The organism is Burkholderia sp. IDO3 (assembly GCF_003366075.1).
GTDB classification, from domain to species: Bacteria; Pseudomonadota; Gammaproteobacteria; order Burkholderiales; family Burkholderiaceae; genus Burkholderia; species Burkholderia anthina.
Window position 1 is genome coordinate 88,689 of the sequence record NZ_CP028965.1, and the last position, 25,455, is coordinate 114,143.

Below are 25,455 nucleotides of genomic sequence, written 5' to 3' on the forward strand. Positions count from 1 at the left end.
ATAGGGGCAAACCGGAGACCCTTGTCGCGCCTAGGCCAGGCGATGCCGGCAAAGCGCACACAAATCACGGCGACGCCTGCAGCGAGCCGCAAACTGTTCGTTGTGGAGTTGCACACTAAATCAACGACTTACGATGATTTAATAGTTAGTAGTATTCAGACACATCGGTCGTGGCCAGCTGCCGCCACTTCCGGCGGTGGGTCGTCGGTGATCGCCGCGAACGACCATAATTCGTCGCCGCCCGGGATCTCGGTGCGCGTCCAAAGGCAGGCGACCTGCATGTGCTGTGGAGGCGTCGGGTCGAAGCGAAGCACGATGTTCTGGCCGTCGCGCTTCACGTTTTCGAAGAACGCATCGACGAGCACGAGGCCATGCGTGAAGCCGAAAACCTTGCGCCAGGCCGTGCCGAGCGCGTCGGACCTCGCATTGTAACTTCCGGGCTTTTGCTTCTCATCCGCCTCGGTCCAGCCCGGTATGCGGCATCGATACCGCATCGGTACGACCAAGCGCTTGCCGTCGAGTTCGATCAGCACGGGCGCATACCAGCCAGGGAAGATCCGCGAATCACGCTCCTGCAGGTCCTGTCGGCGGAGATCGTCGAGTCCGCGCGTCGCCGCATCGATCTTGTTCGTGGCGATCCGGACGTCCTCGCTGGCCTTCTTCGTGACCTTCTCGGCGAGCTTCTTCTCGGCCGCGGCGAGGCGCGCTCGCTGCTCGAACAGATCGGTCTCCAGCTCCCGTGTTCGCTGGCTACGATACGCGGCGATCGCGGCAGTGATCTCTTCGTCGACGCCCGCGAACGCGGCGTCGACCGCTTTCGGGATCTTGACGTCGTTCCCGGCCGCTCGCGCAAAGAAGATGCGCCGGAATGTCTCGATGTCCATGTCGGCGCCATAGAGGCGAACGTATTCCCGGTAGTTGGCTTGGATCTTGGCGGAATAGCACATTGCCGTGCCCCATAAGCAACCGTTCTGGGACAGGGTACCGCAAGTTTTGAGTAGGGGCCCAGCACCGTCCCGGTGTTCGGCCGACCGCCGAACATCTTCCCCGCAAGGTCGTCGCGGGGACGAGCCATCAGGCGCTCTCTCCGGGCCACCACGGTTTCGCCGCACGCTCGATCAGGTAGTCGTCGAGATTCTTGCCTTCCAGCCATTTCGGTCGCGGCCCGAATCCGGACCACTGCTTGCCCGAAGAGGGGTCGTAGTACTTCGCTGGTGCCCGCGGTTTGCGCGATTTTCGGAAGCCCGCTGCGCGCAGCAGTTCGTCTTCAGTGATGCCGTAGAGCGCAACGCGCTCCTCGACGCCGGCCAAATACGCCTGCTTCTCGTCCTTCTTCACGTCCGCGAGTCGAATATTCAGTTCGCGGACTTGAGCCTGTAGGTCTTGTAGTTCAGTGATCACGATCATCGCCGAGTTATTACAATACGGCGGAATGGTAACGGATGATCGACGCGATGCCGGATTTTCCGAGGAAGCGAGGCACTACGCGGGTTACACTGGAAAGGAGCGTCAAACGCTTTCTCTCTCGTAACAGGCTCGATTTTCGAGCGCATTACGAGATACGGAAGCATGGAACCCAAACACGCCAAAACCCTCACACCGGCGAGATTCCGCCACCTTCTGAGCGTCACCGAAGCGACGAGTCGCTTTCCTGAACGCGACACTCTGATCCTCTTGCTCGGCATCACATGCGGTATGCGCGTGACCGAGATTGCGCGTATTGAAGTACATCATGTGCTCTCAAAGTCAGGCACGAGGAAGGAAGAAATCGGGTTGCCCGGTTCGATCACCAAAGGCTGCCGGCCGCGCTGCGTGTTTCTCTCGCACGCGAAGACGGTCGAGGCCTTCGAACGCTACGTCGAGTGGCGATATCGCCGTGGACGTGGGGTGTCGCTGGATCGTCGCGAGTACCGTGGCCTGATGCCGAGAACGAGGTTGATCCTCACGCAGAAGGGGGGCGCGTTCGAGCTGAGCGTCAAGCGGCGCGTCAATTTCGAGGGCGAATCGATCGAGTATCTGGCCGCCGATAGCCTCCAGAGCTATGTGACTGGCCTGTACCGTGCCGCAAGGCTCGGCGCCGGTTACAGCAGTCATACTGGCAGACGGACCTTCGCTAGTTGCCTGATGGCGAACGGGCACTCGCTCGAAACGGTCCAGATTCTTTTGGGCCATGCTCACCTCGATCACCTCTCTCCATATTTGGAAGTGTCCGAACGCGATCAGCGCGAGGCTGTCGCCGCGATTGATCTCGGCGAGTGACGCATGCCACGGTAGGGTGTAGTTAGTCGTGTAGCACGCGCACCCTTGCCCTTGCATTCCGCTCCTCCTTACCATAAAGTAAGGATGATCGGAGGTGTCACCATGACAGCAGCAACTATTACTTCAAAGGGCCAGGTCACGATCCCTGTGGACGTGCGGAATCAGCTTGGCTTGAAGTCCGGCGACCGGATCGAATTCAGCTTCAACGAGGCGACGGGCCGGTATGAGGTCTATCCGGCCACGCGGTCGCTTGCGTCCCTCAAGGGGATCGTGAAGAAGCCGGCGAGACCAGTGTCGATCGAGGACATGAATCGGGCGATAGCCGAGCAGGGGGCATCCGCGCGATGATCGGCCTGGATACAAATGTGCTGGTCCGTTATTTCGCACAGGACGATGCCGTCCAGTCGAAGAAGGCGACCGCGCTAATGGAATCCCTGTCGGCCGAGCGACCGGGGTACGTTTCACAGGTCGCGCTGGTCGAGGTCGTGTGGGTGCTCGGGCGGTGCTACGGCGTCGAGCGCGAGCAGATGAAGGACCTCATCGACTCGATGATCGGCACCAAGGAACTGGTCATCGAAGGTGCGGACACGGTGCGAAAGGCACTTCGCGTGTACACAGCATCTTCAAAGGCGGATTTTGCAGACTGCCTGATCGAGCGTTCCGGCCACGCAGCCGATTGCGAGTACACAGCTACCTTTGATGTCGGGGCTGCCAAGGTCGCAGGGATGCAGTTGATCAAGTAATCACCGTGCAAGCCGATAAACAGGAAACCACAATGAATCTCGGAGCGATCACGATCCGCTGCCCGCACTGTGGCCGACTTGCGTTGTGTAGCGCAAGTAAGGGGCTGTGGTGTTGCCACTGTAAGAACGGAACGGGTCGATAGGAAAAGGGGGAGGCGATGGTGTTCGACATGATGAAGCGCGAACTGCGCGAGCTGGTCGACCTTGTTCGGCGAACGACCGAATGGGACACGTCGGTCGCGTGTGGGAAGGTGAATCTCGCGGACGTTTCGGCCGACGCTCGCTCGGAGCATCACGCGCGCTTGGAGCGGATTGTTGAATTGCGTGCCAAATACGACCTGTAACGGAAAACGAGAGCAATGAGAACCGCCGCATACATCGTTGCGCTCGTTGCGGTGATTGGATATGGCTGCAGCCAGCATCAAGCGTCCGACGACGCAAAAGAGTCGCAGTTGTCGGCCGCTCGTGCTGCGAATGAACAGATTCAGATGGCGATCGCAGAGAGCAAATGCGGTGACTCAGGAGAGCCGCAAGGCCTGTGTACCCACTTGAAGCAAGCGCAAGCAGACATTGACAACACGTTATATCGCATAAGCGGCGGTCACGAATAAACGAAGCGGAGATCATCATGAATGAGGCACGAGCGGCTTTGGTCAGAGAGAAGGTGGCGCGGCTTCGCCAGGGGCTGGCTGAGCTGGGTTTGGAGTCTTTTTTTATAGGGCGCCGGGTTCCGCGAAGGCCCCAGTGGGCTTTCTGTTGATCGGCGAGACGCAGGGCGACGTGGAAGAAGCACGCAACGGATAACACTACGGAAACCAGCGGTGCGATTTTCGCGCCTGCGAAACGGGAGGCAATAGATGGGCCAAGCAAAGTAGCGCGGTACGAGAGAGCAACGGATTGCGCAAGCACAGGCGAAGATTGAAGCGCTGCGACCAGAGAAGTTGGTGTGTGGCGTGTGCAAGACAGCATTTACCGATTTCGATGCTATGGACACGCGGAACATGACGGGTATCCGCGCAGCCTTCGGCGGAATCTGTCCGTCGTGCGGGGAAACTGTCCTCGCGTTCAGCGGCGATCAAGATGCCGTTGCAGACGCGATGATCGCGTGGCAGGACGCGATGGGGAGTGAAGGGAAGCTCGGGATGCAGTCGCGCGCCGATGAGCACATCCCCTTCAAAGACTAGGAAAACAGGAAAGCAAAATGGCTATGTCACAGGACGATTTGAATAATGTATGGGCGCGCATCTGCGCCGGGGAATATGCAGCGGCTGCCGGTCACGATCCTCTGAAGCCACAACCCCGAAAGGTCGTAGATGACGAGGCGGCGCAGGTGATGAGTATTCCGACGGACAACATGGAGCAACTGGACATGTATGCCAGACGTCCGAACGGCACCTGGACGCCCTTTTGACTGATCGGAAAACAAGGGAACGATCGAGCGCAGAAGTTTCTTCGCTCGCACACGCGAAAACCCAGGGAGTAAGCATGCTTAAGAAAATGCAGCCCATATCCGTCGAAGTTGACGAGGACGGTTTGGTGGTATTGACACAGCAAGTCAACGATCTGAATGAGCCTGACCCGCGCATCGAATTGACAGTTGAGCAGACACCGCTTGTCGCCCAATGGCTCTACGAGGCGGCAGGCGACGCAGCAGAAGAGGCTGAAGCTGCCACGACGGATCGCATCCCTATCCGCTACTTTGCGCGTGGCCCCGAGGCCGAGAGCGAAACGCTGGAGGTCTTTACAAATTCCCAGGGCATGGTGGTGTTGAGAATCGATGACGACACATTCATCGAAGTCGCGCCTGCAATGGCGAAACGCTTGCGCGAACAACTGTCGCTCGCGATCCGAGCGTCACTCGCGGAAATGCTGCGGCCAGACGACGAAGCGTAGGAAAAGGGGGAAGGGGCTATGAAAAGAGATTGGGATCTGCCACGAAAGCAACTGACGGACATAGAGGCAGGACACGATGTCCTCGCAGACATTCCAGATGTGCCGAAATGGACCGATGACCTGACGTGGGAAGCCTTCGATAACCTCGCGAAAGACCAAAGGGCCGTGGAAGAGCGAATTGCTGGCCACTTGGAGCTTCTCATCGACAGCGGCTACGTGGAAGGCCTACAAGTACTCCGGGGTGCCGACAGTCACTTCTCGTACGGCGTGTCTGCGCCGCGCCTCACCATGGCTGGACACGATCTGCTCGATACCATGCGATCGGCCACGATCTGGGAATCAATCAAATCCACCGCTCGGACTAAGGGCATCGAACTGACGTTCGACGCCATCAAGGCACTCACCGGGTACGCTTTGAAGCGCGCGTTGGGCACATAGGAAAACATGAGTAAGAATCAAATGGGCGCCAAGGAGCGCGCGGCACTGAATGCAGAGGTCGCGAAAGACATCCCCGCGTTTATGGACCGACTTTTCGGTGCCGGGAACTGGCAGTTTGACGAAGCAGAAAATCTGTACATCACCTGTGACCCGAAATACAGCGGTCCGGGCTTCGGCTTTATCGCGGTGCGGCCTGACGGCACCTACTTCACAGGCGTGCGTCCGTTGGACGTCCTCCAGTAGACCGGAAAACAATGAGCTACCAAACCACCGCGCAGGCGCCGACGAATGAAGAGATCGAGGCCTTCGCTCGCGCACGCGAACCGCACGTGTGGGCGCTCGATCCTCCCGACTTCTCATCGGCGCAGTATCGCCGGGCGTCGATGGAACATGCGGAGGATGTGCTTCTGGAGCAGCGTGGCCTGCCTCCGGTCAGGACCTACGAGTAACGGAGAACGGAAAAGCATGGGAGGACCGACCCTGTCATTTGTTCTGCGTCGTTTCAAAATATCTCTCAACGGGGAAGCGAAATGAATCGAGCAACAGTTAAACAATCCGATCCGTCCGAACTTGCTGATCGAATAACGGAAATAGTCAAATCGAGCGATGCCCCGTGGCCCGGGCTTGACAACAAATATTTTGACGCGCTTTCAAATGAAATGACGCAGAGATATAAGCTGCGAATCTGGGACGATTTGTTCAAGGTAGAGCTCGGTTACATCGCCGCCATCGCAGCGCTACCGCCGATCAGCGACCCCCACGATCCGGAGTGGGCGAGGCTTATCGCCACGATCGAAGAGACAGTTGGGCGGAAGGACGCAATACGAGATTTCTTCGCCGGTCTTAGTACTTATTGCCTAGAGATCAAGGATCGCACAAACACTCTAATCGAGGAAGTAGCGTATTACGTCTCTCTCGTTGAACGGAAAACTCCGATTGTTATCCCATTTGGCGATATCTTCGGCGCGATGTTGTCGGGTATTGCGCTCATACCATATGTTGGCGGAGCCCTATCGGGCATCCTCCGCGGCATCGTCTCGATTGCGATTGACGCGATGGGCAATGGCGGAAGCGCCGATCCATTCGAAGCGAAGTTCCGTGCAACTTTGGAAAAGTATCGTGAGCAGGTTGAAAATCAGTTCAATCAGCTCGCAAAGGCTCATGTTGACGTGCTGAACCGCGTCGTGAGCAACTACGGCAAGCTCACTGACGTCACGGACCTAATCAATAGCTATCAGGTTGCGTGGCCTCAGAATATTCCCGACCTGTTTACCGAACCGGCGATGCGAGGTGCGGAGGTCGCGGTATGGCAAGGACTGCTTCCCGGGAGGTGGAAGCTCATCGACTACAATCGCTTCTTTATGAATGGAAACCGAGAGGAAGTCGTTGCAATGTTTAATAACGTCCCATGGGCCTATATGGCGAGCTGGGACGATGCTATCGAATGGGCGACCAAAGGCGGCTGGGTGACCGCGAGAGTATTGGGCAATGAAACTCCCGCCCTCGAGCATTTGGCACGTGAGAGCGTCCATCGACTATTCGATATCTTGAAGGTCAATCGGGATAGTCTGTTCAACGGGAAAGATGGGTGGAGCTTAACTCGTCTTCCTCCTACGGCTGCGGAAAACCCAGTGAGGGAAATCTTCGGTGACTAGACAGTTGTGTAACTCTCATCCGCAGGGGACATTCCACTGGCGATGCTCCCCGAATGATCACATTATCAACAAAACTCCCTTGACGTTGTCGGCAATGCGCCGAACAACTCGGACCTGTCGACGAGCTTGCTCGCGATCAGATGCCCCACCTTACTGACTCGGAAACCATCGGCGAGGCCGGCACTGGAAAACGCAACAATGGCACAACAAACAGCTTCCATTCTTCATGAAGTCGGACAGCTGTACGCATTTGATGCGCACGATTTCTGGGAACGCTTCGATGTAACGTGGGATCGGATCACTAACAAGACCGGCCGGATCAAATCATTCGTCGATCTTTTGATGGCTTTCGAATGCGGGCTGAAAGCGCACATTGCGCTCGCAGGTGAGCGCGACCTCCGGGATCCGATGGGCACATACACAACGATTCGAAAGGCAAGTCATAGCATATCGAAGCTTGCCGCGGCTGCCACACTGCTCGATGACCGAGAGCTTTACGATAGGATCGCGACCCGGCTGGATAGCTTCTCAGTCTTGATACGATACTCGCTGGATGCATATGAGGCATTCTTCCCGTGGTATTCAGATCGAGGTGCAGCGCGCATCAACTACTCCGGGACGATCGGCAATGAAGGGTGGATCGATGAAACGAGGTCGCTATTGAAACCGCTGATTGACGCCGCGTACGAGCGGGTTACGGGAGAAGTGCCAAACGACATTGCTCTACTCCTCGATCACGAAAGAGATATGGCGGAGTTCGTTGCGGCTGTCGTGAGAAAGGGCGCTGGTTAGTGGCCGACGGAGATTGTGAGGCGCACGCGCATCTACAACAGAAAACGCGGGAGCACCGGACCAAGGAAAACGCCGGCCATGCCGGCGCAAGGAAAAGAGAGAACATGAACTCCAAACCGACAGGCTACCTAGCTCTAATTGCGCAACGAGAGGCACTGGATGCGCAAATCAACGCCGCTCGCGAAGCCGAACGTTCAGCGGCGATCGGACAGATCAAGGCCCTGATGAAGGACTTCGATCTCAGCGTTCAGGATCTGCAAGAGAAAGGGCATAAGCGCGACTCGAGGCGCGTGCCGACCGTTCCGAAGTACCGCGACCCTGCTACAGGTAAAACCTGGTCTGGCAGGGGGCGACAGCCAGCATGGCTCGGTAACGATCCTGCAGCGTTCCTAATTCAGCCCGACCTGCTCGCCATCTGAGTAGGGTAGACGCTCTTCGACCATTGATAGGAAAGGAACTGTACAAAAATCTCATGAAACGCGGGAAACCAAAACTTACCCGTCAGGACGCCGAGCGTCTTTTTACGGGATTACCAAGCGGGAACTCGAGCATGTCGGGTCGGCCGGTGAATCCATTCGAAGCCAGCGCGTTCGATACGGCCCAGCGCGCCGATGACGAAACCCGGCTCTGGAAAGACAATCTGATCACGCTACCGAGCGCGATCGCTTTGCCTGCCGGCTACGCGTCGCTGTCCCACTTGTGCGACGCGATAGCGCGCATTTTGCGGGTGAGATGGGTGAGGGAAGCTGACCACGAGGTTGTTGCCGAGTTTCCTGAAGGATGGAAAGCCGTTCGTCCGGCCACTGGCCCCATCGAACTGCGAGATCCGTCGAACGTGGTGCGAGCAGTGTATGGCTGGGCGGAGGATGCCGAACTGCGGCTGTTGCCACGCTATCTGGTCGAGACACAGTCGAACAGTTCGAGCGGGATGGGCAGCTTGCTGGTACGCGATCGTGCCACTGGGCGGATTCTCGAACGTTCCTCGATCTGGTCGTCACTGATAGGCAGCAACCATCCGGATTGGGCTCGGCTTTCAGGGTGGCTCAGCTTGCGCTATCCGCATCATCTGGATCCGTTACGGTACTGGGACGATTGTGAGGCTAATGCCGACCTGGTCGGCACCTAGGAAACCAGGCAAATGAACATGGACCAAATCGAAGCCGAAGCGAGCGAATATCTAGCGCACACACTCGGTAAGTTCACATTCACGGACCTGACTGACGAAGAGCGTCACGCAGCGTTCATGCTTGCTTGTACGTTACCGGATCGGGCCGTTATCAAAGACTTCATCGTTGCTGCAAGCGAAGCGGAAGTAGTTCGCGCTGGCTTGCCAGCAAATGTTGCGCAGACACTCGCGCCTTTGGTCGTGAGACTGGATAGCGTTTCGTATGCAGCGCGGTCTGCTTCGCTGTTCGAAACGCGTAACTGAAAGGCCGGAAAACCAGATGAATTTGCTGCAGCCAAACAAGCAGTGGGTTGAGGAAGCCGACGCCGCTATCCGAATGGTCGATCCGACAGCCGCGGCGGTCGTAGAAGCCACGCGTAGCTTCGCGGTGCTCGGACGCGAAGGCGTGCTTACCGCGCGTCTCGCCGATGGAGCCCAGTGGTAGATCGACGGGCAGGACGTGCGGCAGCTTCCCGCCGGCGAAATCGCCGCTCAAGCGCGGCTCCACGAATCGTTTCAGTGAGACGACGGAAAACGAGCCAGGCTCGTACCCTCCCGGTCCGCAACGGCGTGCGCCAGGTCCGCCGGAGGAACTAAGATGATCGGTCCGCACTTGCATAGGAGAAGCGTGTTATGTCGAATTTCATCGTAGGGGTTAACAGCAACAGTTTCCGCACCTTAAATCTTTCTTGCCCTAACGGTGGGCCGATGTATGGGAAGGCGACGATCCCACCAGGAGACCAGTCCGTGTATTGGACAATGAACGATACGTCACAAACATTTACATTCACGGCTTCGGATTCTGACTTTAGTTTCACTATAACCGTCACGGAAGGTGATATGCAAATGCATATTGAGCCGTCTGGCAGCGATTGCGAACTAGTGATCGTAGCGGAGGGCACCGATGGCTCTGGGGATTCTTGGGCACTGCTCAATATCGCTGACGTCAAGTAACAAAAAATTCGATTGATTCGGCTCTCCTTTGAACTCCGGGCGCTTTAGCATCGGGCCTCCACGCGAACGCCTGGGTGCAGGCGAGCCATCTTTTTTGGGCGCCACAACTCTTTGCACTTACAACCTAAAAAATTTGCTAAATTCCATTATTTAAATATTAATTCGGAATCTGAATTTAAAGACTGTTCGGCGTAAGGAATCGGAAGGACCTGCGGACTCTCCTGAGTCCGCAGGGGGCGCTCGGGCGTGTCCGCTAGCTGCCGACGTACCGCTCGACGTCGTGCAGCAGTTACTCGGGCCTGCTTCGCTTCAGACGACGTCCGAATGCATAACGGTCGAAGAGAAAGCCGTCGCGCGGAGATCGGGAAATTCCACGGGCGCTCGATCGAGTAAAAATAAAATACCCGCTGGAAAATTCGGCAGCATTTCGACGCTTCGCTGGGGATCGATCCAGGGGCATGGCGAAGAAGATGTTGGGAATGGACCCTTTAGGGCTCGACCAACGGTCGCTCCGGTTCGGCAAGGCATTGCCTCATTCCGGTTGCAGCCGGGATAATGCCCACTGTCTTTTTGACTACGACACTGCAAACGAAAGGCCGGATGACAAATTCCCTTACCCCGCAGGGTGACGAAGACTATCGCCGCTGGCTCACGGAGCTCAAGCAGCGGGTCGAGCTTGCCCGTGCACGCGCCGCGGCAAGTGTGAATCGCGAGTTGGTGACACTATACTGGCAGATCGGTAGCGACATTCTCGAACGCCAGGAGCGACAAGGGTGGGGGGCAAAGGTCATCGATCGGCTGGCGCAGGATCTGAAGGCCGCGTTTCCCGACATGCGGGGATTCTCGCCGCGTAACCTGAAATACATGCGGGCTCTGGCGCAAGCATGGCCATCATCGGAATTTGTGCAGCAGCCTGCTGCACAATTGCCGTGGTTTCATCTCTGTACCCTGCTCGACAAGGCAAAGGACCCGGCGGTCCGCGATTGGTACGCTGGCAAGGCGCTTGAGCACGGCTGGTCCCGCAACGTTCTCGCGATGCAAATTGACACGCAAGCACATGCGCGGACGGGTGCGGCCGTAACCAATTTCGACGCACGCTTGCCGCCGCATCAATCAGATCTGGCGCGCGAAGCGCTCAAAGATCCGTACATCTTCGACTTTCTCGGATTGTCCGAAGATGCTCAGGAACGCGATATCGAGCAGGGGCTGACGCGGCACATTACCCGATTTCTACTTGAGCTTGGCGCCGGCTTTGCGTTTGTCGGCCGACAGTATCGGCTCGAAGTCGGCGGCGACGAATTCTTCATCGATCTGCTGTTTTACCACCTGAAACTTCGCAGTTATGTGGTGGTGGAACTGAAGGCGACACCGTTCCGGCCCGAATATGCCGGGCAACTGAACTTCTACCTGTCCGCGGTCGACTCGGAACTGAAGTCGCCTGATGATCATCCGACCATTGGGCTGCTTCTGTGCCGGGAAAAGAACCGTTTGGTTGCCGAGTATGCGCTGCGTGGCATGGCAAATCCGATGGGCGTCGCAGAATACCAGCTCCTTCGGGACGTCCCCGCGTCGCTTGAAGCGGGACTGCCATCCATTGACCAAATTGAAGCAGAATTGGGCCCCGATTTGTCTGGTTCAGACTGAGTCGGGTTAGTCTACTGCAGTGACGGCCCTGCAAAATCTTCGAGATGTCGGGTACCGACCCCATTTATTCGATAATGTTAATTATGTCAAGTTAAAGATTCTCAAATCATTCCGTCGATATGATCCGCACGAAAATCTCGCCACCGAGTTAGTCGCTGTGGTGCTCGCCCGACGGAATGACCGTTTACGCCCGTTCGCGAAACAGTCTGCATTGGCACCGCAAGTGATACTGTCAGACTTAGGTCAAGTAATACTAAAGTGCGCCAAGGCCAAGCTCTTCCGACTCGCACTTGGCGGATCGGATCGCCTCATAGAAGCTGGGTTCAATCGCGACCTCTTTCCGGTCCACATGAACGACCCACGCATTGAACATGAAGCGCCAGCGGATGCGCCGCTCTTCGAGCATCGCCGCAAACCATCTCCACACCGACGCGTCGTCGGCGTTCGCAGTAGCGGCGGCGGCCATCCGGGCCTCGCAGATTGCCTTCCAGCCCGATGATGGGTCATGGATCGAAATCATGATGTCAGATGATTTTTCGCTCGTGCAATGCGTCGATCTCGTCGTGGCTCAGTCCCAGCCATGCACCCAGAATCTCATCGGTCTGTTCGCCGAGTCGCGGCGGCGGACGAAGATACTGGACGGGCGAATCGGACATTCGGATCGGATTCGCCACGAGCGGCACGTTGCCGGCCGATGCATGCGGCATCTCGATACGAATGCCGCGTGCCTTGACCTGTTCGTCCGCAAATACCCGGTCGAGCCCATTGATCGGCCCGCACGGCACGCCCGCCTCCTCCATCGCGATGACCCATTCGTCGGTCGACCGGCACGTGGTCACCGCGCCAATCAGCGCGACCAGTACGTCGCGATGCTGTAGGCGTAGAGGATTCGTTGCGAATCGCGCATCGCTCGCCCATTGCGTCTGACCGAGCACCCCGCACAGGCTGGTGAACTGGCCATCATTGCCGACTGCGATGATCATGTGGCCATCGGCCGTCGGGAAATCCTGGTACGGCACGATGTTCGGATGCGCGTTCCCCATCCGGTGCGGCACACTGCCGCCGATCAGGTAATTGGCCGCCTGGTTCGCGAGCGCGGCGATCTGCACGTCGAGCAGCGCCAGATCGATGTGCTGTCCGCGCCCCGTGCGCTCACGATGGGCAACGGCGGCCAGCACGGCAACCGTCGCATACAGCCCCGTCATCACGTCGGTCAGCGCGACGCCGACCTTCACCGGACCGGCACCTTCCGTGCCGTCTGCGCGCCCCGTCACGCTCATTAGGCCGCCCATCCCTTGTATCAGGAAGTCGTAGCCGGCACGTGACGCATACGGGCCCGTCTGCCCGAACCCGGTAATCGAGCAGTAGATCAGGCGCGGGTTCTCGGCGCTGAGCGTCGGGGTCCCCTTGATTTCAGTGCATTTTTCCGGGGTAGGCCGATCTAGTCGCGACAGGGCATGGCGTTCCGCTCCTAAAATAATTCTCAGTCGAATCAATCACTTCCTGATGGATCGGTGAGTGGCGCCACTCTTGCAGCGCCGCTATGGATGAGCTAAGTCTGCACGATCAGACTGCCTGTACCCCAAATCTTCAGGAGGCAACGGCATGCTCTCGCCTTTCGACCGCCCGACTTCGCCCTGGCTGAACAAGGTTCCTGACGTCGCGCTCTCGTTCTGGATCATCAAGGTCATGTCCACGACGGTCGGCGAGACCGGCGCGGACTTTCTCGCTGTCAATGCCGGCTGGGGCCAAGGCGCGACGCGTGCGCTGATGACCTCGCTACTCGGTAAGCCAGCTCGCACTCACGTATCGGAACCGCGGTGGAGGAGGGAATGGCTAGATCCGTAGGCGGAATACTCCGGAGCGCACCACCGTCTCCTCGAGATGCTCCACTATCTTCCGAAGGGCAGCGAACTTCGACGTTGCGCTTCGGGCAACATCACGGTGTCGAGATCCGCGCGCTTACCGAATCAGAATCCTATGCTAACAAGGCTGATCTGCGCGCGAACGGCCATCGTTAGCTATACTTACAAACTTTCAATGGCAGCCAAGACTTCGTATGCATATGCGGCACCGTGTCGCGCATCGTCCAGCACCACGGTCAAACTATACTATTGCATAGTTGCGATAATAGGCAATTGATAAGTTGCTGTTAACCCACCTCAATGCAAGATCACATCATTCGGCCGCCAGGCGAGCTTGTCGCACGGCCTAACACTGTGCCAATTCTATGTCTGCGGCGTATCGGTCGGAGGGGGATGTCGCCGTGGCAGAGCGCGCCGCTGGATGCAAAGCATTTCGATGCGTGACGGTCGGGATCTGCATGAACAGGTTTGTGTCATTCATGAGCTTTGCTCGACGTATCATTTCCCGAATTAATGTCGACCAACTGAAAGTATTTTGGCACTTTCGCGTCGCGACAGTCGGCGCGATTCGTGCGACCTTGCTCTTTACCATCGGCGGCTTCAGTGTCGCGCATCCGCAGATGCCACGGGCTCGACCATTCTCCGGTGTCAAGCCTCGCGCTGGGTTCGGTACAGCAGGGCGCCGTGCCGCCTGGCGGTGCGCGGCGTGACAATTTGCGCGCGCATGCGGTTCTGGCGCTTGCCCCCGAACTGGGCCTGCCGACATGCAGCTCGACCTGCTTGCGACCCTCGCTGACTGTCCGTTGCTCTCATGGTGGCGCATCGCGCCAGCGATCGGTACTGCAAGCGCAAGCCTGTTGTTACTTCTGATGTCATTGTCGAGCCCCCTGCGAGAGCCGGACTATCGGGAATGCCGCGTCGCGCTGCGAACATCTTGACCTGGACGGCAGCATGTGTCGGCGTGTTCATTCTCGCGTAGATGAGCTGGCGACTTCACATAATGCGCGGCAAGGTCAAGGCGGAGCACGACGCGTCGAGGTGGCGTGGTGGTCCGGGATTACGGCGCTTGGTATCTCTCGTGGTTGATTCACGCGGCGATGATCGGGCTGTTTATGGCGGCGCATGGCTTGCTGGCCGCCACGCAGCAAAGGCGAGTGGTGGTCAGAGAGCGGCTGAATGTGCGGATGGCGGACCCGCCGGGAAGGGCCTTTTCCGCTTTGTGCGTTATCCCTCCGGTGCACATCGAACATGCAAACGCTCATGAAAGTCTCCATTGCGCCCCTTCCTGCATGCTGGTCCCGTGACGCAGTGACGAACTTCTACGATGCCGTGGCGTTGTCGTCCGTGGACATCGTGTATATCGGGAACGTCCTGTGTTCGTCGCGCCCCGTCGTTCAACGTCGGGAGCGGCTGGCAATTGCTCGCGAACTTGCGTCGAGCGGAAAGGAGGTCGTGTTGTCTGTCCGCCGATCGAGCGAGGAAGTCGCCGCCGACAGCGCTACAAAGTGGATCAGAGAATCCGGGTTCCGGATCGAGGCCGGGGATGCGAACTCGCTGGCGTTGCTGGCAGGGAATGCGTCTTTCGTCGCAGGGCCCGAGATTCCATGCGACGGCGCGAGCACACTACGCCGACTTGTCGAGTGGGGGGCCACGCGGTGGGTCATGAATGCGGTGTGCGCGGGCGACGCTATGCAAGCGCTTAAGCATGCGCGCGGCGCGGCGTGCGAGATCGAACTGCCGGTGCTGCACCGCCGGCAGGTTTCTGATTCGCAATGCCCGATCGTCAATTGCGTGCACGGGGGAGAGAGCATTTGCCGCTTGATGGGTTGCGATCATGCCGGGCGAGCGCAGCTCGGTCCGCCCGACTGGCCGTCCGGGATAGATAGGCTGCGTGTGGGCGGAGTCTCGATTCTGCGCGTAGTTCCTCGGACACCGCGCGAAATCAATTTGGCTCAGATGCTGAGCGAACTAGTGCGTGTCGAAATCGGCGCAGGACGCCAGCTGCCGGTAGGCGGTCGCGCTACAGGGGGCGTCATGCGCTCGGCACTATCGTGGAGCCGCAAAAAATAATGTTGGAGCGAATCGATGAAAGCGTGCACAGCTCGCTCGCGGCATCGCCACCGCCCCTGACGTTCTTGTTTATTTTTTGAGACTTTCGCCATGCCGGCATATGAACCTGGCTCCATCATTTCTGCAATTTTCATAAGGATTTCCTAAATGGCTGATTTACCTCACGAAGATATCGAGCAAACAACGGCCTTCCATCTCATTGGGGGGGAGGTACGAGTGCGCGAGCTCGTCGACCGCTTCTATGACCTGATGGATCTCGAAGCCAAATTCAAGCAGCTTCGCGCGATGCATCCGCCAACGCTCGACGACACGCGAAATAAGTTGTTCTGGTTCCTGTGCGGCTGGCTCGGTGGTCCGGATCACTACGTTAGCCGTTTTGGCCATCCCCGCCTGCGTGCACGGCATATGCCGTATCCCATTGCATCAGCGGACCGAGATCAATGGGTCGACTGCATGACAATGGCGATGAGAGAAATCGACCTGCCAAAGGAACTGCGCGAGCGGCTGCTCCACTCCTTCGGTGAAACCGCGGACTGGATGCGTAATCGTGCAGACTGAGGCACGCGGCTGTCTGCCGGGCAATGCATCGGTGGAACGACTGCGTAAGCGGGTAAATCAGGCGCCGGCTGAACTCCTGCGATCCTACTTGAGCCCGCTGACGACTGCGGCGCCGGCTCGAGAGGGGCGTGACGGGCAGGGCGCTCCATGTTCGTGGCAATCGTCCCGCCGATGTGGCGTACCAAAACAGCGACGCCGTCGTCGTGGGCGATTTCCCGTTCATGCAGAATGTCGGCACGGCTCTCTGCGACGTTTCAGAGGGCGGCATACACGAGCTAGATCGCTCTATCCATAGACTGTTGGCTTTGCTGCTTGAAACACGGCTCCTCACGTATCACGACTATCCGCCCGAAGGCCCAGAGCACGGAGGCCACAGTGCGGATCGGACGAGAGGTGGCCTCACTAGCACTCGGGTACGCGATCTGTCTAGTGGCGTGTCGGCGAAAGCTCGGCGCCGCACGCGCGGTCTGTGCTGAAACGCCGGTCGGCGGGATCGCCACATGGACCACACCAAACACGGAATGCGTTCATCGCATTGCGCCGAATTGACGCACGGCACGTGCGAATTCTAAATTGCGAATTAGAATATGCTTATTCCTTTTTGGAATAAGCGGCCTACGTCGAGCGGGCGGGCGGGCCGAACGTTCGGACGGAGGCATCCAGCGAATTTTCTGCAAAGCGGGGGCCGAGGACAAGCGGGTCGAATAGACCATACCAACGGGAGATCATTACATGTCGGAGACCACCACACGACGCGCGACGCTCAAGACGATCGGCGTCACGGCGGGCGCGGCATTGCTTGGGGGGATCAGCCACCCGCGCGCGGCGCGTCCGGCTGAGCTGTCTGCGTCGTTGCCGGAGGGAGCCTCGACGCTCAGGCACTTGACGCAGCACTTGGCTGATGCTCCGCGACGCCGATCATTCAAGACCGTTCCGATGATCCTGGAGCGTCCTCAACAGTGGGATGATGAGGCGCTCGCCGAGGTCATCGCGTATCGTGGCGGCCCTCGTCAAGTATGGGACAACACGGAATTGGCCGGTCCCTGGCTGAATCTCATGCGCAATGCGCTGAATGCGCAGATCTGGTCCTTCAAACATCCGGATTTTCTGGTCGTGTCGGCCACGCACGGCACGGCGCATCTTGCATTGTTCGATCAGGCTATGTGGGACAAATATGAACTTGCGAGACTGACCGGTGGCAAGTTCGCATCCAACGCCTTCATCAACGAACGTGCTGGAGCGACTGCAGATGCGACCGATCAAGAGATTCTCCGCGGGGTCTTGTCGCCACATGACACTAGCATCCCCGTGCTGCAGCGACGGGGTGCCGTTTTTCTGGGCTGTCATAACTCCATCTGGGAGACCGCCCAGAAACTGATCGATGCCGGAACGAACCCAGACAAACTGTCGCTCGAGGCACTCGCCGCTGAACTGACCAATCACGTACTTCCAGGCGTGATTGTTACACCCGGAGCGGTCGCGACGCTCGTGGAGCTTCAGCAATCCGGATTCCATTACGCAAAATAGCCGCAGTCTATGCCGACTTTCAAGTAATTTGAACCGGGTGAGTACGCGGCGCAGTAGAGGGCGGCCGTCGGAGAGATAACCGATCCCATCCGCTGATCTTTAGAGGCTCGACAGAACCTCGCGCAAGGCTTGCGTCGGTCCCACAATGTGCCGACAGATACCGATACGACATGAATTATCGAACGCTCACACGTTGGATTGTCGCCGCGTTGGCGACATGCGGCCATTACGCAGGGGCTGCTCAATCAGACTCTCCCAAGGTATCGAATGCCGATCTTGTCGCGCATGGGGCTTATGTCGCCCGCCTCGGCGATTGCGTCGCTTGTCATACCGCATCTGATGGCAAACCGATGGCCGGTGGTCTGCCGCTCAATACGCCGTTCGGCGCCGTGTATTCAACCAATATCACGCCCGACGACGCGACGGGCATCGGTCGTTATACTTTCGCCCAATTCGAGCGGGTCATGCGAAAAGGTATCGCCGCGGACGGTCACAATCTCTATCCCGCGATGCCTTATCCGTCGTACGTAAAGATGACCGACCAAGACATGCGCGCGCTGTTTGCATATCTGAAACACGGTGTCGCGCCGGTGAGTCGTGCGAACAAGGCTCCCGACATTCCGTGGCCGTTCAATATGCGCTGGACGCTCGCTGTCTGGAACGGGCTCTTCCTCGACGACAAGCCTTACATCCCCGATCTGAAGCACGATGCCATCTGGAACCGCGGCGCGTACCTCGTGCAGGGCCTGGGCCATTGCGGTGCATGCCATACACCGCGCGGTATCGGGTTTCAGGAAAAAGCCCTGTCCGATGCGGGCAGTGATGGCAGCGCCTATCTTTCCGGGGCGACGGTCGATTCTTGGCGCGCCGTCAATCTGCGCAGATCGTGGACCGCCGCTGACCTCGTTGCGTTGCTCAAGACCGGGCAAAACCGCTATACCTATGCAGCAGGTGGCATGAGCGACGTGGTTCGTCATAGCACGCAATACACGAGCGATTTGGATCTCAGTGCGATCGCGATATATCTGACATCACTGCCTGCGAATTCGCCTGGCGAGGAGGCGAAGCGGGCATCCGGTGCGCAACACACTACCAAGGAACCCACGGGCCTGTTGACGACCCGCGGCGGTCTCGCCTATCTCCAGTTTTGTGCCGCTTGCCATCAGGTCGACGGTCGTGGCTTTTCCGCCGTGTTTCCGCCGCTGTCGGAGAACCCGGCCGTGCTGTCTGCCGATCCAGTTTCGTCGATTCACGTGGTGCTGACCGGTTGGCAGACCCCGAAGACCGCCGCCCATCCGAAGGTCTATACGATGCCGGCCTTCAACCTGTTGTCCGACCGAGAACTGGCCGATATCCTGACCTTCGTCCGCACTTCGTGGGGCAATCGCCAGGCTCCAGTAAGCGCGTCCGATGTGGGCAAACTGCGTCGGGAACTGGGAGTAAAGACGCCCACGCCATCGGCGTTCGAGACGCCGCGCTTCGCTGCGATGCTCGATCAGCCGAATGCGGCGCAACTCGTGCGCGGCATGCAGTTGCATCTGGAAACGAAAGCGCTTTTGCCGGGCAACGTCGGCAATTCGCTCAACTGCGCCAGCTGCCATCTCGAAGGAGGGACCGTTGCGCACGCATCGCCTTTTGTGGGCGTTTCCCCGCAATTCCCGAGTTATTCGTCGCGCGCGGGGAAGGTGATTTCGTTGGCGGAGCGCATCAATAGCTGCTTCCAACGTTCGATGAACGGCAAGCCGATACCTGTCGATTCCGCGGATATGAAGGCGATGATCGCGTACTTCGACTGGATGAAGGACGGAGCCCGGCCAAACGAAAAGGTACCGGGGCGCGGTGTGGGGAAGATCGACACGCACCTGACACCTGACGTGGCCCACGGCAAAGCGGTGTATGCGGCGCAATGCGCGTCGTGCCACGGTGCGAACGGCGAGGGGGCGATAGGGTCGGAGAGGCAGTACATTTATCCGCCGTTGTGGGGCGAGCAGTCGTTCAACGTCGGGGCGGGCATGGCGCGACTTTATACTGCTGCCGCCTTCGTCAAGCACAACATGCCGATCGGATCGCACAGCGGCTTTCCACTAGCACAGGGCGGCTTGAGCGATCAGGATGCCCTCGACGTCGCAGCGTATTTCACACAGCAGCCGCGCCCAGACTTCCCTGGGAAGATTCGAGACTGGCCCGTGGGCGGCAAGCCGGCTGATGCCCGCTATTGAATCGCGTAACCGATTTGGGCGATCAACCGGCAACATTGCGACACATATCGCCACTTGCGCATTCCATGCAGTCATTGAGCTTCGCGCTTGGTGTCGTGGATGCGGGCCGGCTATGGGGGAGGGAATACGTCGGCGCGACGGTCGGTGTATCGAGACGCTCGCGCATAGAGATGGCTGGCTCTATCGAACTGTTGATAAACGTCCGGGGAGGGCTGCGTCGAAGTTTACAGACTTCTTAAACACCCCACGCGCCGCTTACGCGACTTGTACGACCGGCAACGCACCCGTGAATCGGGGGGTAGGCGCCGTCATAACAATTTTCCGGCAGCCTGCTATGGAAGCGCGAAGGGTGCGATTCGTCGTTTCACTCGAAGTTGAGTTACATCATGGCGAAACGCTGGTCAAAACCCAGAATGTGCAAAGAATGGGGTGAATCAAGAGCCAGCCGTAAGGGGCCGCAAACTCATTCAGTTAAGAGAACATGCCACCTCATGATCACCGAGGAGTCTGTTGTGAAAGCAAATGTTGGAAATATCGACCGCGCCCTGCGAATATTCATTGGGCTGATATTGATCGGATTGACCGTAACAGGGCACGTTGGCTTGTGGGGCTGGCTTGGCATCGTGCCACTCCTGACAGGCATCGTGCGCATCTGCCCTCTGTACAGCGTTCTGGGCGTGAAGACGTGCTCGGCGTCGAAGACCGACGCTAAATAATTCGAACTTGGCCGGTCGCAAGTCGCCCGGCTGCTCGCGCGCATCAGCGTCACGTGACGTTTGCTTCGCGATTGATCAAGGAGAGCAACTTTATGAGCGGGATACCCGATTTCAAAGCGGTCGTCAACGACGTATCGGGCCTCATGCGTCACCTGCGCGGGTCCCAGCCTGAGTTAATGACCGCATTCGGTCAATTGGCTGCAGCCGGCACCAAGGATGGCGCACTGAGCAAGAAAATGCGAGAGTTTGTTGCGCTCGGCATCGCAGTCGCGGACCGATGCGATGACTGCATTGGCTTTCACGTCCAAGCTCTCGTCAAGCTGGGCGCCACACGCGCCGAACTAGAGGACGTGCTAGGAACCGCCGTTTATATGGGAGGTGGTCCCTCGATGATGTACGCCATGCACGCGCTCGCTGCATTTGAACAGTTATCGTCCTGATCCGGGCTTGAATGGCTTGGTCCGTCCGCAGTTCAGGTCGAGCTGTCGCCGGGCGGTAAGCCGCCACGCCTGATTGCCCGAAACGAACCTCGGAACGGCTCATCCGAGTTGTCGCTCGATTATCACGACGTCTGCTATGCTGTGATGACTTGTATCCTTGGCACGGGCTGAATCCTCATTACATGATCGACATCGGCGACTGCCCCAACTTCCCGGAGCACAGGGTGGCCTGTTCGCACCGTCTCTGGCGATCGGTGCGAGCATCGGCAATACGCTGCACATCGTGTTTTCGGGAATGCAGTTGCAGATGCTGATCGCGCTCGGGCTGGTCGGCTATCTCGCCGCGGTTACGCAGAGCCCGATCACGGCGTTCGTGATCGTCATCGAGATGATCAACGGCCATGCGCCCGTCATTTCGCTGATGGCCACGGCCCTGATTGCCAGCCGCGTGTCGCGATTCTTCGCTCCGCCGCTGTATGAAGCGCTTTCCACGCGTTTTTTCCCCGGAGATCACCGGTGACCTCGAGGGCATCGGTTCGCGGTACAGGACATGATTAACCTCGTCCGGTACTACTCATGGAGGGGCCGCTCATCTTTCTCTCCGCGTTGATGCTTCTGTTTGCGTATGCGGCACGATGCAGCGCTGACGATACGATTTCAGAGGATTATCGTTATCTGGCGCGTATTAATGTTCGTCCGGTCGTCATCGATTGCGTCGCGGAAATCGACCGATGGATTCGAACCTCGTCGAAATACGACATGTATCTTGCACCTGACGGTCGTCAGCTGAGGGCAAAGTTCGCGCGTTTCGCGCGATAGACGGGAGTGCCGACAATGGACTGTCTGTGCATTCAACGGGAACTATTCGCGCTTCCGCACGCCTTCGACAGCGTGCTGCCTGGCTTCCCGTGAAGGCAAAGTGCGACATCTGGCGCACGCATGTGGCGGGTATTGCAATGAAGCCGATGGAATGAGAGGCCGGCCGCCTCGCGCATGGCGAGCCGCGACTGACGCGAGCGGTGAGCTTAAATTGTGCGCAGGTGCTGTCAAACGATCGAGCCGGATCCCGAGCCTCGTGCGTCGCGCGGCCTGTCATGATCGCGGAACGGCCGGCGTGCCGGCTGTGCCACGGATCACATCGGGACGCAGGCATCCGCGCACCATCGACCCGTACAGCGGGTCTGTACGGCGCCGGCGGAAGTATTCGACGCGGGAGTGCCGTCCGTCAGTCAAGACGCGCAATCCGATCGGCACGCCGCGGAAGAATGATTCGGCACGAAGCAGGATCGCCCCGGCACCTTCCGCGCGATGCAGTTGCCGCGTACTTGATTTCCAGCGATGGACGACGCAGTTCGCGACCTCGGACGCAGATAGGCTCGATTGCTCCGCGAATACGGGGGATAGGGAGAAGACGCCGTCTCGGCGCGAACACGCCACAAGCAGTACACAGAACCCTGTTGCAATCGCCATCTGCCAATTGTTCATCGGTGATCTCCGTGTCGATGCGGCCCGAGGTGGGATCCGTTGACGAAATTGCATCGCAGTGTGGCACAAGAGTACATCGACGGCGCAGGGTTGAGCGTTCGCCCTGGCGGATTTTTGTTTCGATCGATATGCAGCGTTCCGGCGCATCGTCTCGGAAGGCTACGCGGCCCCATGTTCGTCCTGACCGATCAACAGTTCGGTCGGCGACAAGAACATGTAACGTGGCACGTCGAGGTTCTGCGGTGCTGGCTTGTCGCGGAATACCCGTCCGGCAAGATCGTAGGTCGAGCCGTGGCAGGGACACAGGAAGCCGCCTGGCCAGTTATCCGGCAGGTTTGGCTGAGACCCTGGTTGAAACCGAGGTGTCGGTGTACAACCGAGGTGCGTACAGACGCCAACCACGACCAGAATGTTCCGATGGTCCGCTCGCGAGCGAAAGGTGTTTTGGCAATAGAGCGGCAATGGCATTGAGAAGGCGTGGCGCGAGTCAGGATCAGCGACGAGCGGAGTCGCCTTGATGACGCTTTCAAGCATAGCCGGCGAGCGGTCGACGATGAACACTGGCTTCCCGCGCCATGCAACGGTCAACATTGCGCCTTCGGTCAAGCGGCCGATGTCGACCTTGACCGGTGCGCCAGCGGCCAGCGCATTGGCGGGTGGTGTCAGGGAATCAACGAAAGGGATGGCGGCTGCGATGCCGCCGATGCCGCTCGCGACGGATGTCGCGATCAGCCAACGGCGACGCTTGATGTCGGGCCCCACCGGCTCGGTCGGATTCTCGTCCATGTCGACTCCTTCGATGCAGCCGTCTCTCATGCTTTCCGGGTCGCTGCCATGCCCGACACCTTGGCCGAGCAGATGGGGCAGGCTCCTAGAGGTCGAGCTACATTGTCCAGACGAACATCGAGTGGGCATGGGACGATTCACGTACGTCGACACTTCGCCGCATGGTCTGCCTGTTATAGGTGGCCGACACGGTATAGCGCCCGTCGGGCATCGAGACGAGCAGGAATGGCCCGGTGGTTCGTGTCGAAAGCACGGTCTTGCCATGTGCATCGACGATCTTGACAGGAACATCGGCCAAATAGTCGTTCCCGCTGCTCGTATGCCCCGCAAACTCGAGCACGAGCGGATACTTGCCCATCTGCTGTTTGATTGCGGCCGATTGATCACTACCGATGCCGCCGGATAGATAGGTCACGTTGCCAGCGTGTTCGGGCTGCGGCAGTGATGCCTGCTCGGCGGAAAACGCGTCATGGGTGAACACGGCAATCGTCACGGCGACGACGCCGAGCGCTGTTCTGGACGAGTACGTCATGACCGACTCCTTGAATGTGCGCCATACCGAGCTGCCGGCAGCGAAACTTGCTCAACCTGCGTCCGTGACTCGATCGTTTGGCCGCATCGGCCGGGACGCCTTGGCAAGCGGGGGCGTCTCCTCCTTCGCCGAGACTCCGAGTTGTCCATGCACGGCCTTGCCATGCAACTTCAACTGGCGTTCGACCTTCATGGCCTTGTCGATGGGTATCGCAAAGGCGAGACCCTGATACACGTTGCCGTCGTCCGGAGGTGGCGTTTCGATACCGACGACTTCACCCTTGAGGTTCAGGAGCGGGCTACCGCCGTCCCCGGAGTGTTCCGTAAGATCGGTCTGGATCAACGGAACGTACGATTGATCGGGAAGCAGACGGGAGAGGTTGCTGACGACACCTTTGACGATCGAGGTTCCCAGCCCGTAGGGCGAACCGATCGAGGCGACCCATTCGCCGGCCTTAAGCATCGCAGGTGATCCGATCCGGGCGACAGCCAGACCCGTCGCATGAACATGAAGCAGCGCGACACCACTCGCCGGATCGCTGCCGATCAACCGTGCGTGGTACGTTTGCCCGTCGGCGAGGGTAACGGAGATCCTCGATGCGCCCGCAACGTCGCCGGCATCGGTGAGGATGTTGCCGTCCGACGAGATGATGAAGCCGCTGGCGTGCCGCTGTGCCAGGGCACCGCGATCGGCGCCGGGTGGAGGTGAAAATTCCTCGAAGAAACCGAGGAACGGCACGTTCGCGCTGCCTGGCGGGGGCCACAGTTGCCGCACACTCGGTATTGTGTCGGTCCTGGACACCTTGACGGTCACGACGGCGGGGCCGTCGATTCGCGTCATGTTCTCGAAGTCGGACACGATTCCCGGGTAGGCCGTGAAACCCGGGCTTGCGGACAAAACAGCCTGCGGAGCGCGTGGCGCCGTTGCAGGTGACAGTGATTCCTTCCCCATGCAACTCGCGGACACGGCTGCAATGGCCAGACTGGTAAGCCCGATACGCTTGAACCCGATGCTTGCCATGACTACGCTCCCATCGCGCCGTGCCGAACGCACTGCGCATAGCCGCCCACACGGCTATTTCATGACACGACCATTCCACCGTAGGTCGCCAGAATTAAATTTTGCTTAAAAGTCCGGAATCAGTGTGTCCGTTCAAAGGAGCGAGCGTTGCGGCTCCTCGAGCTACAAGGGCGTCATGGCCGGGCAGGCGAGAGTGCGCGCCTACGCAAGCCAATGAACGGAGGAATGATTGGCAAGACGATCAGTTTCGACCGCAGCAAAGTCGAGACGCTGCCCAGCCATCCCCATTGAACGGCGCATTCGGAAAGGGCAAACATGGTTAGCGACGGTGTGAACGATACGCCGGCGCTGGAGGGTCCCAATGTCGGGATCGCGATGAGCGCGTGGGGAGCGGCTGCGTCTTCCGAAGCCGCCGACGTGGCGTCGCTCGTCGATCGTCTGGATCGACTCGTGGATGCGATGCGCATCGCACGACGGTCACGGCAGATCGCGCGCGAAAGCGTGGTGGCCGGCATGTCGTTATCCATCGTCGCAACGACTATAGCGGCAGCCGGCTTCCTGCAGCGCCCGTCATCGATAGCAAGTCCAATGCCACAGCGGCCAGTCCGCTTTCGTCGCGCCATTGGCTATTTCGCTGGAACATGAACGCTTACTCCTGAGGCTGGCGACCACCGATCATCTTCGAACGAAACGC

The 25,455-nt window shown here is 58.8% G+C and carries 33 protein-coding genes and 3 pseudogenes; 28 read left to right on the forward strand and 8 right to left on the reverse strand.

Going from position 1 to position 25,455, the window contains the following annotated elements; all coding sequences use genetic code 11:
• Positions 1 to 155: 155 nt before the first annotated feature.
• The gene (locus DCN14_RS36045) at positions 156 to 947 is read right to left on the reverse strand and encodes an SOS response-associated peptidase family protein (protein ID WP_096508068.1); all 792 of its coding nucleotides are present in this window, start codon (positions 945 to 947) and stop codon (positions 156 to 158) included.
• Between the two features lie 127 nt (positions 948 to 1,074).
• Positions 1,075 to 1,401 carry an H-NS histone family protein gene (locus DCN14_RS36050; RefSeq protein WP_096508094.1) on the reverse strand — a complete coding sequence of 109 codons (327 nt, stop codon included), beginning with the start codon at positions 1,399 to 1,401 and terminating at the stop codon, positions 1,075 to 1,077.
• Positions 1,402 to 1,569: 168 nt separating this feature from the next.
• Between DCN14_RS36050 and DCN14_RS36055 the strand changes: the two genes are divergently transcribed.
• The 19 genes from DCN14_RS36055 to DCN14_RS36135 all read left to right on the forward strand — a co-directional run bounded on the left by DCN14_RS36055 (position 1,570) and on the right by DCN14_RS36135 (position 11,543).
• On the forward strand, positions 1,570 to 2,259 hold the full coding sequence (locus DCN14_RS36055) for a site-specific integrase (protein ID WP_096508069.1): 690 nt from the start codon (positions 1,570 to 1,572) through the stop codon (positions 2,257 to 2,259).
• A 102-nt stretch (positions 2,260 to 2,361) separates the two neighbouring features.
• Positions 2,362 to 2,607 carry an AbrB/MazE/SpoVT family DNA-binding domain-containing protein gene (locus DCN14_RS36060; RefSeq protein WP_096508070.1) on the forward strand — a complete coding sequence of 82 codons (246 nt, stop codon included), beginning with the start codon at positions 2,362 to 2,364 and terminating at the stop codon, positions 2,605 to 2,607.
• Entirely contained in the window at positions 2,604 to 3,002 is a 399-nt protein-coding gene (locus DCN14_RS36065) for a type II toxin-antitoxin system VapC family toxin (protein WP_096508071.1), read from the forward strand. Before DCN14_RS36060 ends, DCN14_RS36065 begins: the two co-directional genes overlap by 4 nt.
• Before the next feature lie 158 nt (positions 3,003 to 3,160).
• Positions 3,161 to 3,346: a hypothetical protein gene (locus DCN14_RS36070; RefSeq protein ID WP_096508072.1), complete on the forward strand. Its 186-nt coding sequence runs from the start codon at positions 3,161 to 3,163 to the stop codon at positions 3,344 to 3,346.
• 15 nt (positions 3,347 to 3,361) lie between these two features.
• Entirely contained in the window at positions 3,362 to 3,613 is a 252-nt protein-coding gene (locus DCN14_RS36075; protein WP_096508073.1) for a hypothetical protein, read from the forward strand.
• Between the two features lie 285 nt (positions 3,614 to 3,898).
• The gene (locus DCN14_RS36080) at positions 3,899 to 4,186 is read left to right on the forward strand and encodes a hypothetical protein (RefSeq protein ID WP_240327536.1); all 288 of its coding nucleotides are present in this window, start codon (positions 3,899 to 3,901) and stop codon (positions 4,184 to 4,186) included.
• A gap of 17 nt (positions 4,187 to 4,203) precedes the next feature.
• On the forward strand, positions 4,204 to 4,413 hold the full coding sequence (locus DCN14_RS36085; RefSeq protein ID WP_096508074.1) for a hypothetical protein: 210 nt from the start codon (positions 4,204 to 4,206) through the stop codon (positions 4,411 to 4,413).
• A gap of 74 nt (positions 4,414 to 4,487) precedes the next feature.
• Complete coding sequence (locus tag DCN14_RS36090; protein ID WP_096508075.1) at positions 4,488 to 4,895, forward strand: hypothetical protein; 408 nt, start codon at positions 4,488 to 4,490, stop codon at positions 4,893 to 4,895.
• Positions 4,896 to 4,913: 18 nt separating this feature from the next.
• Positions 4,914 to 5,333, forward strand: a complete 420-nt coding sequence (locus DCN14_RS36095; RefSeq protein ID WP_096508076.1) for a DUF2513 domain-containing protein — start codon at positions 4,914 to 4,916, stop codon at positions 5,331 to 5,333.
• Positions 5,334 to 5,339: 6 nt separating this feature from the next.
• Positions 5,340 to 5,576: a hypothetical protein gene (locus DCN14_RS36100; protein ID WP_115531500.1), complete on the forward strand. Its 237-nt coding sequence runs from the start codon at positions 5,340 to 5,342 to the stop codon at positions 5,574 to 5,576.
• Between the two features lie 11 nt (positions 5,577 to 5,587).
• On the forward strand, positions 5,588 to 5,782 hold the full coding sequence (locus DCN14_RS36105) for a hypothetical protein (protein ID WP_096508078.1): 195 nt from the start codon (positions 5,588 to 5,590) through the stop codon (positions 5,780 to 5,782).
• A gap of 81 nt (positions 5,783 to 5,863) precedes the next feature.
• A complete protein-coding gene (locus DCN14_RS36110; protein WP_143331724.1) occupies positions 5,864 to 6,988 on the forward strand; it encodes a hypothetical protein in 1,125 nt (374 codons plus the stop codon).
• Positions 6,989 to 7,186: 198 nt separating this feature from the next.
• Complete coding sequence (locus DCN14_RS36115) at positions 7,187 to 7,780, forward strand: hypothetical protein (RefSeq protein WP_143331725.1); 594 nt, start codon at positions 7,187 to 7,189, stop codon at positions 7,778 to 7,780.
• Between the two features lie 104 nt (positions 7,781 to 7,884).
• Positions 7,885 to 8,199, forward strand: coding sequence for an H-NS histone family protein (locus DCN14_RS36120; RefSeq protein ID WP_096508081.1), 315 nt, complete (start codon positions 7,885 to 7,887; stop codon positions 8,197 to 8,199).
• Positions 8,200 to 8,252: 53 nt separating this feature from the next.
• Positions 8,253 to 8,906, forward strand: coding sequence for a hypothetical protein (locus DCN14_RS36125; protein WP_096508082.1), 654 nt, complete (start codon positions 8,253 to 8,255; stop codon positions 8,904 to 8,906).
• A 12-nt stretch (positions 8,907 to 8,918) separates the two neighbouring features.
• Positions 8,919 to 9,209: a hypothetical protein gene (locus DCN14_RS38245; protein ID WP_096508083.1), complete on the forward strand. Its 291-nt coding sequence runs from the start codon at positions 8,919 to 8,921 to the stop codon at positions 9,207 to 9,209.
• Between the two features lie 16 nt (positions 9,210 to 9,225).
• Positions 9,226 to 9,390 (forward strand): hypothetical protein, encoded by a 165-nt coding sequence (locus DCN14_RS38250; RefSeq protein ID WP_162826292.1) that lies wholly within the window; start codon positions 9,226 to 9,228, stop codon positions 9,388 to 9,390.
• Positions 9,391 to 9,578: 188 nt separating this feature from the next.
• Positions 9,579 to 9,899 (forward strand): hypothetical protein, encoded by a 321-nt coding sequence (locus DCN14_RS36130; protein ID WP_143331726.1) that lies wholly within the window; start codon positions 9,579 to 9,581, stop codon positions 9,897 to 9,899.
• Between the two features lie 600 nt (positions 9,900 to 10,499).
• Entirely contained in the window at positions 10,500 to 11,543 is a 1,044-nt protein-coding gene (locus tag DCN14_RS36135; RefSeq protein WP_096508084.1) for a PDDEXK nuclease domain-containing protein, read from the forward strand.
• 253 nt (positions 11,544 to 11,796) lie between these two features.
• Here DCN14_RS36135 and DCN14_RS36140 read toward each other — a convergent pair whose 3' ends face one another.
• Together DCN14_RS36140 and DCN14_RS36145 are read right to left on the reverse strand one after the other, a co-directional pair.
• Positions 11,797 to 12,063, reverse strand: coding sequence for a hypothetical protein (locus tag DCN14_RS36140; protein ID WP_060067705.1), 267 nt, complete (start codon positions 12,061 to 12,063; stop codon positions 11,797 to 11,799).
• Between the two features lie 4 nt (positions 12,064 to 12,067).
• Positions 12,068 to 12,940: pseudogene (locus DCN14_RS36145) on the reverse strand (CaiB/BaiF CoA-transferase family protein); the annotation flags it as partial.
• Between the two features lie 208 nt (positions 12,941 to 13,148).
• Here DCN14_RS36145 and DCN14_RS36150 point away from each other — a divergent pair.
• The 8 genes and pseudogenes from DCN14_RS36150 to DCN14_RS36190 form a co-directional block, all read left to right on the forward strand.
• Positions 13,149 to 13,328 (forward strand): annotated as a pseudogene (locus tag DCN14_RS36150) (hypothetical protein); the annotation flags it as partial.
• Between the two features lie 1,340 nt (positions 13,329 to 14,668).
• Complete coding sequence (locus DCN14_RS36160) at positions 14,669 to 15,478, forward strand: hypothetical protein (protein WP_140993534.1); 810 nt, start codon at positions 14,669 to 14,671, stop codon at positions 15,476 to 15,478.
• Between the two features lie 147 nt (positions 15,479 to 15,625).
• Positions 15,626 to 16,036, forward strand: coding sequence for a group II truncated hemoglobin (locus tag DCN14_RS36165; RefSeq protein WP_059559668.1), 411 nt, complete (start codon positions 15,626 to 15,628; stop codon positions 16,034 to 16,036).
• Between the two features lie 732 nt (positions 16,037 to 16,768).
• Complete coding sequence (locus tag DCN14_RS36170; RefSeq protein ID WP_045577970.1) at positions 16,769 to 17,563, forward strand: hypothetical protein; 795 nt, start codon at positions 16,769 to 16,771, stop codon at positions 17,561 to 17,563.
• A gap of 170 nt (positions 17,564 to 17,733) precedes the next feature.
• Positions 17,734 to 19,782, forward strand: coding sequence for a c-type cytochrome (locus DCN14_RS36175; protein WP_052691542.1), 2,049 nt, complete (start codon positions 17,734 to 17,736; stop codon positions 19,780 to 19,782).
• Between the two features lie 512 nt (positions 19,783 to 20,294).
• Positions 20,295 to 20,498 (forward strand): DUF2892 domain-containing protein, encoded by a 204-nt coding sequence (locus tag DCN14_RS36180; protein WP_045578424.1) that lies wholly within the window; start codon positions 20,295 to 20,297, stop codon positions 20,496 to 20,498.
• A gap of 92 nt (positions 20,499 to 20,590) precedes the next feature.
• A complete protein-coding gene (locus DCN14_RS36185; protein ID WP_045578425.1) occupies positions 20,591 to 20,938 on the forward strand; it encodes a carboxymuconolactone decarboxylase family protein in 348 nt (115 codons plus the stop codon).
• A gap of 208 nt (positions 20,939 to 21,146) precedes the next feature.
• A pseudogene (locus tag DCN14_RS36190) lies at positions 21,147 to 21,458 on the forward strand (chloride channel protein); the annotation flags it as partial.
• A gap of 572 nt (positions 21,459 to 22,030) precedes the next feature.
• Here DCN14_RS36190 and DCN14_RS38255 read toward each other — a convergent pair.
• The 4 genes from DCN14_RS38255 to DCN14_RS36210 form a co-directional block, all read right to left on the reverse strand.
• Positions 22,031 to 22,423, reverse strand: a complete 393-nt coding sequence (locus DCN14_RS38255; RefSeq protein WP_140994548.1) for a hypothetical protein — start codon at positions 22,421 to 22,423, stop codon at positions 22,031 to 22,033.
• A 159-nt stretch (positions 22,424 to 22,582) separates the two neighbouring features.
• Positions 22,583 to 23,209 (reverse strand): ubiquinol-cytochrome c reductase iron-sulfur subunit, encoded by a 627-nt coding sequence (gene petA / locus DCN14_RS36200; RefSeq protein ID WP_045577973.1) that lies wholly within the window; start codon positions 23,207 to 23,209, stop codon positions 22,583 to 22,585.
• Between the two features lie 97 nt (positions 23,210 to 23,306).
• Positions 23,307 to 23,741, reverse strand: a complete 435-nt coding sequence (locus DCN14_RS36205; protein ID WP_045577974.1) for a hypothetical protein — start codon at positions 23,739 to 23,741, stop codon at positions 23,307 to 23,309.
• Between the two features lie 51 nt (positions 23,742 to 23,792).
• The gene (locus tag DCN14_RS36210; RefSeq protein WP_080938607.1) at positions 23,793 to 24,761 is read right to left on the reverse strand and encodes a trypsin-like peptidase domain-containing protein; all 969 of its coding nucleotides are present in this window, start codon (positions 24,759 to 24,761) and stop codon (positions 23,793 to 23,795) included.
• Positions 24,762 to 25,076: 315 nt separating this feature from the next.
• Between DCN14_RS36210 and DCN14_RS36215 the strand changes: the two genes are divergently transcribed.
• On the forward strand, positions 25,077 to 25,406 hold the full coding sequence (locus DCN14_RS36215) for a hypothetical protein (RefSeq protein ID WP_264159813.1): 330 nt from the start codon (positions 25,077 to 25,079) through the stop codon (positions 25,404 to 25,406).
• Positions 25,407 to 25,455 lie beyond the last annotated feature (49 nt).